This is a genomic window from Leifsonia sp. NPDC058194 (assembly GCF_042883605.1).
Taxonomy (GTDB): domain Bacteria; phylum Actinomycetota; class Actinomycetes; order Actinomycetales; family Microbacteriaceae; genus Leifsonia.
The window spans coordinates 187,109-199,598 of record NZ_JBHVVL010000003.1 but is presented as its reverse complement, the minus strand read 5'-3'; the positions used below and the strand labels follow the sequence as shown (position 1 = coordinate 199,598).

Here is a 12,490-nt window from a genome sequence, read left to right as displayed (position 1 = left end):
TGGATGCGGCGTGCGGCGTCAGTTCGCGCCGAAGTGCGGGGTGTGGACCGCGCCGAGCGTGATGTGCACGGCCTGCTGGTCGGTGTAGAAGTCGATGGAGCGGTAGCCGCCCTCGTGGCCGAGACCCGACGCCTTCACGCCGCCGAACGGGGTGCGCAGGTCGCGGACGTTGTGGGAGTTGAGCCACACCATCCCGGCCTCCACGTTCTGGGAGAACGTGTGCGCGCGCTCCAGGTCGTTGGTCCAGATGTACGCGGCGAGGCCGTAGCGGACGCCGTTGGCGAGCTCCAGCGCCTCCTCGTCGGAGTCGAACGGGGTGATCGCGACGACGGGGCCGAAGATCTCCTCCTGGAAGATGCGGGCGTCGGGCTTCACATCGGCGAACACGGTCGGGGCGACGTAGTTGCCGTGGTCGAGGCCCTCGGGGCGTCCGCCGCCGGCGAGCAGCCGGCCCTCCTGCTTGCCGATCTCGACATAGCTCATGACCTTGTCGTAGTGCTCGGGGTGCACGAGCGCACCGACCTCGGTCTTCGGATCGTGCGGGTCGCCGACGACGATGTTCTTCGCGCGGGCGGCGTAGCGCTCGCAGAACTCGTCGTACACGGCGCGCTCGACGAGGATGCGGGATCCGGCCGTGCAGCGCTCGCCGTTGAGCGAGAAGACGCCGAAGAGGGTGGAGTCGATGGCGGCGTCCAGGTCGGCGTCGGCGAACACGACCGCCGGGGACTTGCCGCCCAGCTCCATCGAGAGGCCTTTGAGGAACGGCGCCGCGTTGCCGAAGATCAGCTGGCCGGTACGGCTCTCGCCGGTGAACGAGATGAGCGGCACGTCCGGGTGCTTGACCAGGGCGTCGCCCGCCTCCTCGCCGAGGCCGTTGACCAGGTTGAACACGCCGTCGGGCAGGCCCGCGTCGCGGAAGATCTCGGCCCACAGGCTCGCCGACAGCGGCGTGAACTCGGCCGGCTTCAGCACGACGGTGTTGCCGGTCGCGAGCGCCGGGGCGAGCTTCCAGCTCTCCAGCATGAAGGGCGTGTTCCACGGGGTGATGAGCCCGGCGACGCCGATCGGCTTGCGGTTGACGTAGTTGAGCTGGCTGCCGGGCACCTTGTACGCGTCGTCGCGCTGGGCCACGATCAGGTCGGCGAAGAAGCGGAAGTTCTCGGCCGCGCGCCGCGCCTGGCCGAGGGCCTGGGTGATGGGGAGGCCGGTGTCGAAGGTCTCGAGTTCGGCGAGCCGGGCATCCTGCGCCTCGACGGCGTCGGCGATGCGGTTCAGCACGCGGGAGCGCTCGCGCGGCTTCATGCGCGGCCACGGGCCGTCGGTGAACGCCCGGCGGGCGGCGGCCACGGCGAGGTCGATGTCCTCCTTCTGACCCGCGGCGGCGGTGACGTAGGTCTCGTTCGACACCGGGTCCAGCACGTCGAACGTCTTTCCCGAGACGCTGTCGACGAACTGCCCGTCGATGAAGTGCTGGATCTTCCCGGGAAGGTTCTCGGGGACGTAGTGCTGCGCCATGCGCGTGCTCTCCTTCAGGGTGGGGTGGTCAGTGGGTGTGCTTGTGTTCGCTCTGATAGGCCTGGAACGCGTCCAGCGTCGCCAGACGGTGCCGCCGGGCGGCCAGCTCGATCTCGAGCGGGTCGGCGCCGCGCTCGATCAGGGCCAGGATCTGCTCGTGCTCGTCCACCGACTCGCGGGCGCGGCCGGGCACGAAGCCGAAGGTCGAGTCGCGCAGCACGGTCAGGCGGTTCCAGCCCCGGTGCACCAGATCCAGGATGTGCGGGTTCGGGCACTCCTCGAAGAGCATGGAGTGGAAGCTCTGGTTGAGCTGCGTGAACCGGTGGGGGACGAAGCGGTCGAGGCTCGCGATCATCTCCTGGTTGACGGCGCGCGCCCGGCCGATGTGGTCGGCGGTGAGCAGGGGAGCGGAGAGCTGCGTGGCCGCGCCCTCCACGAGCGCCAGGGTCTGCATCGTGAAGGCGTACTCGGTGTCCTGCAGCAGGGCGACCTGGGCGCCGACGTTCTTCTCGAACGTCACCAGGCCCTCGGCCTCCAACCGTCGGATCGCCTCGCGCACCGGCACCACGCTGATGTCGAGCTCGCCCGCGATCTGGCCGAGCACCAGGCGGAACCCCGACACGTAGCGGCCGTCGTCGATGCGCGCACGCAAGAACTCGTAGGCGAGCTGCGACTTGCTGGGCGCCGCCGCGGCGGGCCTCACCGCTGCGTCGACCATGCGCGGTACCGTTCCTTCCACTCCGCGTTCATCGGAAAGAGCCCGTCGACCGGGTGTCCGGCGGCGACCTGCTCGGCCACGTACTCCTCCTCGCGCTCCTGCTCGATCGCGTCGGCGACGACCTCGGCGACCAGGGCGGGCGGGATCACCAGCAGGCCGTCGGCGTCGCCCACGATCACATCGCCCGGCTGCACGGCCGCACCGCCGCAGGCGATGGTGACGTCGGCCTCCCACGGCACGTGCTTGCGGCCGAGGACCGCGGGGTGCGGACCGCCGTGATAGGTCGGGATGTCGAGGGCGGCCACCTCTGCGAGGTCGCGCACGCCGCCGTCGGTGACGATGCCCGCGGCCCCGTTGACCTGGGCGCGCAGCGCCAGCACGTCGCCGACGGTGCCGCTGCCGCGCTCGCCGCGGGCCTCGATGACGAGCACCTCGCCGCTGCCGACCGCGTCGAAGGCGCGCTTCTGGGCGTTGTAGCCGCCGCCGTGGCTCGCGAAGAGGTCTTCGCGGTTCGGGATGTAGCGGAGCGTCTTCGCCGTGCCGACCATCCGGGCGTCGGGGCGGGTCGAGGCCAGGCCGTCGATGGAGACGTTGTTCAGGCCGCGCTTGCGCAGCTGCGAGCTGAGGGTGGCGGTGGCGACGCTCGCGAGGGCGGCGCGCAGCTCGTCGGTCAACACGAATGCCTGCTCGGCTGCCGCGGGGGGAGTGCCCCACGCCTCGCTGCGCTGATGGTCGTCGACGCTCGGCTTCGTGCCGAAGTCGCCGAACGGGACGCGGCCCTCGGTGATGCGCGTGACGAGCCGGCCGCTGGTCGGGGCGCCCGGAGCGCTCGGCGCATCCACCTCCACCTCGACGGTGTCGCCCGGCTGCGTGACCGACGAACCGGCCGGGGTGCCGGTGAGGATGACGTCGCCCGGTTCCAGGGTCATCAACTGGGAGAGGTCGGCGACCAGGCGGCCGAACGGGAAGAGTAGGTCGTCGGTGGCGCCCTCCTGCACGAGCTCGCCGTTCAGCCAGGTGCGCACGCGCAGGGCGGCGGGATCGACGTCGGCGGCCGCGATGACGTGCGGGCCGAGCGGGGTGAAGCCGTCGCCGCCCTTCGAGCGGACGTTCGAGCCCTTGTCGGCGGCCCGCAGATCGTAGAGGCCGAAGTCGTTCGCGGCGGTGACGCCGGAGACCGCGGCCCAGCCGTCCTCGGGCGACACCCGGCGCGCGGTGCTGCCGATGACCAGGGCGATCTCGCCCTCGAAGGCGAGCAGCTCGGTGCCCGCGGGCCGTTCGAGCTCGCCGCCGGTGGCAGCGACGGAGGACGACGGCTTGAAGAAGTAGGAGGGCTGGGCCGGGGTGCGCCCGCGCTGGGCGGCACGCGACCGGTAGTTCAGGTGCACCGCGATGATCTTGCCGGGGCGGGCGAGCTGGCTCACGGGGTGTTCTCCTCGTCGTCGGGGATGGTGCTGCTGGTGGATGTCGCGAGCTTCGCGACTCAAACCGTATTCGAGATTGTATACGATCCGTGGATGTCCTTCAAGGACTGTGGGGAACGGAGGGGATGCGGGCTCGGCCGAGGCCGGAACGCGGGGTGCGGAGGAGGTCGGGGGAGTGGGGGCCGCGATCTCCTCCGTTGCCGACGCGACGCGCACGCGCGGGTAACGGAGGAACTGCGGGCCGTTTCCCGCAGGAACTCCTCCCGAGCCTGCGCTGCGAGCCGACCACGAGCGGATCTCCTCCGTTGCCGACGTCAGTAGCTCGCGGGAGCCGTGCCGTCGGAGCCGGCGTCCGGGACGAAGCGTTCGGCGAGGGTCTCGGAGGCCCGCGCGAGCATTGTCACGTCGGAGCCGACCAGCAGGTAGGCGGCGCCCGCGGCGGCGTAGCGGTCGGCAGTGGCGGGGTCGAACGCGTTCACGCCGACCGGGGTGCCGGCCGCGCGGCCGGCGGCGATGACCGACTCCACGGCGGCGACGACCTCCGGATGGTTCTGCTGACCGAGCAGGCCCATCGACGCCGCGAGGTCGGCGGGGCCGACGAGGAGCGCATCCACGCCCTCCACCCCCGCGATGTCCGCGGCGACCGCGACGGCCTCGGCGGTCTCGATCTGCACCGTCAGCGAGACGAGGTCGTTCGCGCGTGCCAGATAGTCCGGTATGCGGCTCCAGCGCGACGAGCGGGCCAGCGCGCTGCCGACGCCGCGCACGCCGTGCGGCGGGTAGCGGACCGCGCGCACCATCTCGGCCGCCTGCTCGGCGCTGTCGACCATCGGCACCAGGATGTTCTGCGCACCCAGGTCGAGCAGCTGCTTCAGGATGACCGGGTCGCCGATCGGGGCGCGCACCACCGGCGTGACCGGGTACGCGGCGACGGCCTGGAGGATCGCCAGCGCGGACTCCAGCCCGATGGGGGAGTGCTCGCCGTCGACGACGACGAGGTCGGTGCCGCTGCCGGCGACGATCTCGGCGACGAGCGGGCTGCCGGAGCACACCCACTGCCCGTACTGGACGCGCTCGGCGGAGGCCAGGCGGTCGCGGAAGGTTGGGGCGGTGGTCAGACGAATCGGCATGTCACGGCTCCCAGGGTTCCGTAGTCGGCGTGCACGGTGTCGCCGCGCTCCACCCACATCGGGCGGGTGAAGGAGCCGGCGAGCACGATGTCCCCGGCCTCCAGTCGCGAGCCGTGCTGGGCCAGCTTGTTGGCCAGCCAGACGACGCCGTTCGCGGGGTGGTCGAGCACGGCGGCGGCGACCCCGGACTCCTCGATGGTCTCGTTGCGGTAGAGCAGCGCGCCGACCCAGCGCAGGTCGACGGCGTCGACGGGTACGGGCCGGCCGCCGACGACCATGCCGCCCATCGCGGCGTTGTCCGAGATGGTGTCGACGATGGTGCGGCCCTGCATCTCGATGCGCGAGGAGAGGATCTCCAGGGCGGGCACGACGTACGTCGTCGCGTCGAGCACGTCGTACAGGGTGACGTGCGGCCCCTCGAGCGGCTCGCCCAGCACGAAGGCGAGCTCGACCTCGATGCGCACGTTGGAGTACTGGTCGAACGGGATGACCGAGCCGGTCTCGTAGACCATGTCGGCGAAGATCGCTCCGTAGTCGGGCTCCGTGATCCCGGTCGCCTGCTGCATCACCTTGGAGGTGAGGCCGATCTTGCGGCCGACGAGTCGGCGGCCGGCGGCCAGCCCGCGCTCGACCCACACCTTCTGGACGGCGTAGGAGTCCTCCACCGTCATCCCGGGGTGCCGGGCGGTGAGCAGCGGGACGGTCGTGCGGTCGCGTTCGGCGCCCGCGAGTTCGTCGGCGATGGCCTGGATGGTCGTGGTGTCGAGCACCGCGGGGGCTCCCTTCGACGTCGGAGGAGGACCGGTACGGCCCCGTGTGGATCGTATATCATCCCGTACACCCTGGCCACGCCTGTGCGCGATCCGGCAACGGGGATGCGTGGATTTCCTGTTCCGAGCCGCGCCGTGTCAGGCTTCTCCCGTTGTTTTTCTCCGCTAGTTGCCTTTCTTGTCAACAACTGTAGAATTACCGCCACGACACAGCGGAGTGTCAGCCGTACCCCGGTCGACGACCGTCTCCACTGTGCTGTTTCGAGTTCCACACCCGCCTTGCGAACCGAGAGAAGACAAGATGAAGAAGGCACTGATCGCGGTGGCCCTGGCCGCCGCGACCGCACTGGCGCTCAGCGCCTGCGGCTCCGGGGGAAGCGACACGAAATCGACCACCGGCGCCGCCGGCGGACCGCTCAACATCGGCAACTTCGCCGACGTCACCAGCTGGGATCCCTCCCTGGCCGACATCGGCTTCGACGGGCCGTACCTGTCGGCCGTCTACGACCCGCTGATCGCCTCCGACGGCGACGGCAAGCCCGTTCCGGCCCTCGCCACAGCATGGAAGGTCTCGGACGACTACAAGAAGGTCACCCTCACGCTGAAGACCGGCGTGAAATTCTCCGACGGCGAGAAGTTCGACGCCGACGCCGCGGTGAAGAGCCTCGACTACCTCAAGCAGGGCGCGCGCAGCGGCGAGGCCTACGAGAACGTCGAGAAGTTCGTCGCCGTGGACCCCACCACGGTCGAGATCGACCTGACCCAGCGCGACGACACCCTCCTGTACTTCATGGGGATCGGCCGCAGCTACATGATGGCCCCGAAGGCGATCGCCGCAGGCACCCTCGCCAAGGAGCCCGTCGGCTCCGGGCCCTACACGCTCGCCTCGACGAGCGTCGCGGGCTCCGAGTACCACTTCACGAAGGTGAAGGACCACTGGGACGCCAAGCAGTTCCCGTTCGACCCGCTCGCGATCTTCCCGATCCAGGATGCGACCGCCCGCGACAACGCGATGCTCTCCGGCCAGATCAACGTGAACTACGCCGACGACACCGCGCTCAAGCAGGCCACCGAGAACAGCTGGAACGTGGCCGCCAAGGTCTCCGGCTGGGTCGGCCTGCAGTTCACCGACCGCGCGGGGGAGAAGTTCAAGCCGCTCGGGGACGTGAAGGTGCGCCAGGCGCTCAACTACGCCTTCGACGGCGCGAACATCCTGAAGTCGGTCGGCAGCGGTGCGGGCAAGGTCTCGAACCAGGCCTTCCCGGTCGGGCTCCCCGGCAACCTCGCGTCGCTCGACGACATGTACAAGACGAGCATCAGCAAGGCGAAGTCCCTGCTCGCCGAAGCCGGGTACGCGAACGGCTTCGAGCTGCACATGCCGATGTCGCAGGTGTTCCAGGTCTGGCAGCCCGTCGCCGACCAGGTGTTCAAGGAGCTCGGGATCACGGTCACCTGGGACGACATGCAGTACATGGACTACCAGAAGAACGCCCCGACCTACCCGATGTTCGTCGCCTTCCTCTCGATGGACGCCAACCCGGTCGCGACCGTGCAGCGGCAGATCAACCTGCCGCAGTGGTACAACCCCACCCCGCAGGTCGACAAGTTCCCCGACGTGGAGGCCGCGGTGCAGAAGGTGCTCACCGCCGACCCGAGCGACCAGGAGAAGCAGATCGAGGCGCTGAACACCCTCGTCACCGAGAAGGCGTGGTTCTCCGTCTGGTACCAGGCGAACAACAGCTACGTCAGCACCTCCGGCATCCAGGTCACCCCGGTGGTCGGGATGATGTTCCCCACCCTGCGGCAGATCGCCGTCAAGGGCTAGCAGCACGGGCGGGCCGCGCTTGCGGCGCGGCCCGCCCCTCCCACCCGCACCACCGGCTTCGACAGGAACTCCGCACATGATCAGATTCACGGTCAAGAGGCTCGTCTCGGGCGTGATCCTCTTGGTCGCCGTCTCCGTCGGCACCTTCTTCCTCGCCCATCTGGCGATCGGCGACCCCACGGCCGGCCTCCTCGGCACCGCCGCCACCCCGGCCCAGCAGGCGGCTCTCGCGGCCAAGATCGGCACCGACCGCCCGCTGATCGTGCAGTTCTGGGACTGGGCGGGCCACGCCGTCGTCGGCGACTTCGGCACCTCCTGGCGCAACTTCCAGCCGGTCGGCGCGCAGATCGCGCTGAAGCTCCCGGTCACGCTGTCGGTCGTCACGGCCGCGACCCTGCTCTCCGCCCTGTTCGGCGCCCTCTTCGGCGTGGCGGCGGGCCTGCGCCCCGGCAGCGTGCTCGACAAGGTCGTCAAGGCGGCCTCCGTGGTGCTCTTCGCCCTCCCCGGATTCTGGGTCAGCCTCGTGCTCGTGATCTGGTTCGCCGTCAACCTGAAATGGTTCCCCGCCGTCGGCTACGTGCAGCCGGCGGTGAGTGTGGAGGGCTGGCTGCGCTCGATCACGCTGCCCGCCATCGCTCTCTCGCTCGGCGCGATCGTCATGATCGCCGAACAGCTGCGCAACGCGATCATCTCGGCCAACAGCCAGGACTACGTGCGCACCCTGCGCAGCCGCGGGCTGTCGCAGCCGCGGGTGGTCGTGCACCTGGTGCGCAACGCCGCACCGGCCTCCCTCACCGTGCTCGCCCTGATGTTCGTCGGCCTGCTCGGCGGCGCGATCGTGGTGGAGCAGATCTTCTCCCTGCCGGGGATCGGCGCCCTCACCTCGGGCTCCTCCCAGAACGGCGACATCCCCATCCTGCTCGGCATCACGGTCATCACGGTCATCTTCGTGGTGATCGTGAACTTCCTCCTCGATGTGGCGCTCGGCTGGATCAACCCGAAGGCGCGTGTGCAATGACGGCGACCGAAGTGATCATCGACCCGCGGGACTCCGCGAAGGCCGCGGGCACCCCGCGCCGCGGCTCCACCTTCGTGCGGTTCCTGAAGCGGCCGGCCGGCGCCGTGTCGTTCGGCGTGCTCGTGCTGGTGCTGCTCGTCGCCGTGCTCGCGCCGCTGCTCGCGCCGCACGACCCCAACTTCGTCGACCTCGCCCTGACCAAGGCGCCGCCGAGCCCCGCCCATCCGCTCGGGGGCGACAGTGCGGGCCGGGATGTGCTCAGCCGTCTCATCTGGGGCACCCAGTCGACCCTGTGGGGCGCCTTCGTGACCATCTTCGTGGCGATCCTCGTCGGCGTCCCGTCCGGGCTCGCCGCCGGCTACTACGGCCGTGCCTTCGACCGCGGTGCGACCTGGGTCAGCGACGCTCTGCAGGCCGTGCCCGGCATGATCATCCTGCTGATCGTCGCGGCGGGTACCCGCAACGACTTCACGGTGCTGATGGCCACGCTCGGCGTGTTCATGGCGCCCGGGTACTTCCGCCTCACGCGCTCGACCGTGCTCGCCGTGCGCAATGAGCCGTACGTCGACGCGGCGCGCGTCTCCGGGCTGGGGGACGCGCGCATCATGTCGCGGCACATCGTCAAGGCGGTCTACGCGCCCGTGATCATCCAGACCGCGCTCACCGCCGGCCTCGCGATGGGCATGCAGGCCGGACTGCAGTTCCTCGGCATCGGCGGGGCGCGCACACCCGGCTGGGGCGCGATGATGAACGAGGGCTTCCGCACCATGCTGACGAGCCCGCTGCTGCTGCTCTGGCCGTCGCTCGCGCTCGGCATCACGATCGCGGCGCTCGCGGTGCTCGGGTCGACCCTCGCCGACGTGGTGACCGTGAAGACGCCGGTCGCGCGCCGCCGCCGTCTGCGGCGAACCGCCGGCTCCGAACCGGCGGCGGTCACCACCTCCACCGGCGCGGTCGCGCACAAGTCGGTCGACTCGGCGGTCCAGCTCACGAACCTGCACGTCTCGTACGCGGCGCCCGACGGCGGCGAGGTGGAGGTCGTGCACGGCATCACCCTCGACGTCGCGCCGGGCGAGGTGCTCGGCATCGTCGGCGAGTCGGGCTCGGGCAAGTCGCAGACCGTCTTCAGCATCCTGGACCTGCTGCCCGCCGGCGGCGCGTGCACGGCGGACGCCATCTGGATCGGCGGCCGCGACGTGACCCGGCTCGGCCACCGCGACCGCCAGCGGCTGCTCGGGCACGAGGTGGGGTACATCCCGCAGGAGCCGATGTCGAACCTCGACCCGTCGTTCACGATCGGCCACCAGCTCACCGAGCCGCTGCGCGCCGTGCACAAGCTCTCGCGTGCGCAGGCCAGGGCACGCGCACTCGAGATGCTCGAGAAGGTCGGCATCGTCGACCCGCCGCGTGTCATGAAGTCGTACCCGCACCAGCTCTCCGGCGGGATGGCCCAGCGCGTGCTCATCGCAGGCGCGATCGCGGGCAAGCCCTCGGTGCTGGTCGCGGACGAGCCGACCACCGCCCTCGACGTCACGGTGCAGGCGGAGGTGCTCGAACTACTCCGCGAGCTGCAGCAGGAGTACCGGATGGCGCTCGTCATCGTCACCCACAACTTCGGGGTGGTGGCCGACATCTGCGACCGCGTCGTCGTGATGCGCGACGGTGCCATCGTCGAGATCGGCGCCGTCGACCGCATCTTCGCCCACCCGACCAGCGACTACACCCGCGAGCTCATCGCGGCCTCCCTCGACGGCGCCGACAGCCGCGCCGCACTGGATGCCGCGCACGCCACCGCGGGCGCCTCCGATCCCCGAAAGGCGGTGCTGGCATGACCGGCCCATCCACGCCTCTGCTGCAAGCCGAGAACGTCGTCGTCGACTACGGGCAGCGGCGCGGGTCCTTCCGCGCCCTGAAGGAGGTGTCGATCGAGGTCGGGGCGGGCGAGTGCGTCGGGCTCGTCGGCGAGTCCGGCTCCGGCAAGTCCACGCTCGGCAAGGCGATCCTCGGCCTGGTGCCCGTCACGAGCGGGACGATCCGCTTCGACGGGCGCGACATCACCCGGCTGAAGGGGGCGAAGCGGCGCGAGCTGTCGTCGAGCATCCAAGTGGTGTTCCAGGATCCCTACGGGTCGCTGAACCCGGCCATGACGATCGGCGAGATCCTCGCGGAGCCGCTCACGACCGCGGGTGCCGGGCGCACGCAGGCCCGCGCGACGGTGCAGGAGATGCTCGACCGCGTGAAGCTCCCCGCCGCCGTCGTCGACCGGTACCCCAAGGAGTTCTCCGGCGGCCAGCGCCAGCGCATCGCCATCGCACGGGCGCTGGTGCGCAAGCCCCGCCTGATCGTCTGCGACGAGCCCGTCAGCGCGCTCGACCTCACGACGCAGGCCACGATCATCGACCTGTTCATCGAGCTGCAGCGCGACACCGGCGTCGCCTATCTCTTCGTCTCGCACGACCTCGGCGTCGTCCGGCGCATCTGCCACCGGGTGGCCGTCATGTACCACGGCGAGATCGTCGAGACCGGCGACGGCGAGCAGATCACCCGCGAACCGCAGCATCCGTACTCGCGCCGTCTGCTCACGGCGTCGCCCATCGCGGACCCGGCGCGGCAGGCCGAGCGACGCGCGGCGTGGCTGCGGTTGCGCGAGAGCGCAGCCTGACGCGGGCGCTGCGCGGACGAGCGTCCGCGCGGCGCGTTCCCGGCGTCCCGAGCGCCGATATGCTGTGCGAGGCGAGCGTCCCGACCGCCGTTCATTCTTCCGCGCCCCCGCTCGACTCGAAGGACCCCCGTGCGCTCTCGCCGCCTCGTTCCCGTCTCCCTGTCCGCCCTCGTCGTCGCCGCTGCGACGGCTCTGGCCGGATTCGCCCCTGCGAGCGCCGTCCCGGCGCCCGTGTGCGTCACCGACTGCACCGTCGCCTTCGACACCGCGTCGTCGGCCGGGGGCTTCACCGTCCCGACCGGCATCACCTCCCTCACCGCGACGGTGTCCGGGAGCGCCGGCGCGGCCGTGCCGACGGCGATCAGCCCCGACCCGGCGGGCGTCGGCGGAGCCGGGGGCAGCGCGACCATCGATCTCGGTGCGGCGTACGCGGGCACGACCCTCACCTTCAGGCTCGGCGGGGTCGGCGGCGCGACCTCGCTCTCCTCCGGCAGCGACCTGCTCGCGATCGCGGGCGGCGGAGGCGGAGCCGGATACGCCGGCCTCCTCGTCCTCCCCGACCAGGTCTTCGCGTCGTACACCGGCGGCGCGGGCGGTGCTCCGGTCACGGCCGGCGTGACTCCGGGCGGCTCCGGCGCGGCGTTCGGACCGCTGGCGGCCAACGGCATCGGCGGCAGCGCCGTCGGCGGAGCGGGCGGCAGCGGTGTCGCCCCGGGCACGGCCGGGCAGTCCCCGGCCGGGAGCGCCCCCGTCGCGGGCGGCGTCGGCAGCACGATCACGATCGGCGCGTTCGACCGCACCGGCGGCGCGGGCGGCGCAGGCTACGCCGGTGGCGGCGCAGGCGGCATCATGCGCGGCGTCTCCAACGGCGACCTCGACATCGACGTGGTGGCCCCGGGAGGCGGCGGATCCGGCTTCCTCGCCACCGGCCTGACCGCGACCGCGAACCCCGGCAACACCGGGACCGGCGTCGTGCGCTTCACCTGGTCGTACACGCCGACGGCGGCGACGACCTCCTCGTCCGCAGCGAGCGTGCTGCCCGGCGCGACCGTTCCGGTGACCATCGGCGGACTGCCGGCCTCGGCGCCGTTCACCGCGACCTTCGACGGCACCACCGTCTTCTCGGGCACGACGGCCGCCGACGGCACCGCGACCTTCTCGTTCGTGCTCGCGAACACCCAGCGCGCCGGTTCGTTCCCGGTCCAGATCGTCGTCGGCGGGGCCGTCGTCGCATCGACCGCCGCGGTGACGGTGGCCGCCGTCACCGCGACGACCGCCGGACCGGTCGCGACCGGCTCCGCCACGCTGGCCGCCACCGGCTCTAGTGTGCCGTGGGTCATCCTCGCGATCGCCGTTCTGCTGCTCGCCGCGGGCGCCGTGCTGGTCGTCATCCGCGTGCGGCGAGGGCGCTCGGCGAACTGAGCGCGC

Annotated in this window: 10 protein-coding genes; 5 read left to right on the top strand and 5 right to left on the bottom strand. The window is 71.1% G+C overall.

Annotated features, from left to right (window positions below; all coding sequences use genetic code 11):
* Positions 1-18: 18 nt before the first annotated feature.
* The 5 genes from hpaE to hpaH form a co-directional block, all read right to left on the bottom strand.
* A complete protein-coding gene (hpaE, locus tag ACFVU2_RS13115; RefSeq protein ID WP_387874903.1) occupies positions 19-1,515 on the bottom strand; it encodes a 5-carboxymethyl-2-hydroxymuconate semialdehyde dehydrogenase in 1,497 nt (498 codons plus the stop codon).
* A gap of 28 nt (positions 1,516-1,543) precedes the next feature.
* A complete protein-coding gene (locus ACFVU2_RS13110; RefSeq protein WP_387874900.1) occupies positions 1,544-2,233 on the bottom strand; it encodes a GntR family transcriptional regulator in 690 nt (229 codons plus the stop codon).
* Positions 2,215-3,657 (bottom strand): fumarylacetoacetate hydrolase family protein, encoded by a 1,443-nt coding sequence (locus tag ACFVU2_RS13105; protein WP_387874897.1) that lies wholly within the window; start codon positions 3,655-3,657, stop codon positions 2,215-2,217. The genes ACFVU2_RS13110 and ACFVU2_RS13105 overlap by 19 nt, the downstream gene beginning before the upstream one ends.
* Positions 3,658-3,971: 314 nt before the next feature.
* Positions 3,972-4,787 carry an HpcH/HpaI aldolase/citrate lyase family protein gene (locus ACFVU2_RS13100; protein WP_387874894.1) on the bottom strand — a complete coding sequence of 272 codons (816 nt, stop codon included), beginning with the start codon at positions 4,785-4,787 and terminating at the stop codon, positions 3,972-3,974.
* Positions 4,772-5,557 carry a 2-oxo-hept-4-ene-1,7-dioate hydratase gene (hpaH, locus tag ACFVU2_RS13095; protein WP_387874892.1) on the bottom strand — a complete coding sequence of 262 codons (786 nt, stop codon included), beginning with the start codon at positions 5,555-5,557 and terminating at the stop codon, positions 4,772-4,774. The genes ACFVU2_RS13100 and hpaH overlap by 16 nt, the downstream gene beginning before the upstream one ends.
* A 301-nt stretch (positions 5,558-5,858) precedes the next feature.
* Here hpaH and ACFVU2_RS13090 point away from each other — a divergent pair, with 301 nt between their 5' ends.
* From ACFVU2_RS13090 to ACFVU2_RS13070, 5 genes are all read left to right on the top strand, one after another.
* Positions 5,859-7,382, top strand: a complete 1,524-nt coding sequence (locus ACFVU2_RS13090; RefSeq protein WP_387874891.1) for an ABC transporter substrate-binding protein — start codon at positions 5,859-5,861, stop codon at positions 7,380-7,382.
* A 76-nt stretch (positions 7,383-7,458) separates the two neighbouring features.
* Positions 7,459-8,400, top strand: coding sequence for an ABC transporter permease (locus tag ACFVU2_RS13085; protein ID WP_387874888.1), 942 nt, complete (start codon positions 7,459-7,461; stop codon positions 8,398-8,400).
* The gene (locus ACFVU2_RS13080; protein WP_387874886.1) at positions 8,397-10,232 is read left to right on the top strand and encodes a dipeptide/oligopeptide/nickel ABC transporter permease/ATP-binding protein; all 1,836 of its coding nucleotides are present in this window, start codon (positions 8,397-8,399) and stop codon (positions 10,230-10,232) included. Before ACFVU2_RS13085 ends, ACFVU2_RS13080 begins: the two co-directional genes overlap by 4 nt.
* A complete protein-coding gene (locus ACFVU2_RS13075; RefSeq protein WP_387874883.1) occupies positions 10,229-11,062 on the top strand; it encodes an ATP-binding cassette domain-containing protein in 834 nt (277 codons plus the stop codon). The genes ACFVU2_RS13080 and ACFVU2_RS13075 overlap by 4 nt, the downstream gene beginning before the upstream one ends.
* A 129-nt stretch (positions 11,063-11,191) precedes the next feature.
* Positions 11,192-12,484 (top strand): hypothetical protein, encoded by a 1,293-nt coding sequence (locus ACFVU2_RS13070; protein WP_387874881.1) that lies wholly within the window; start codon positions 11,192-11,194, stop codon positions 12,482-12,484.
* Positions 12,485-12,490: the final 6 nt, after the last annotated feature.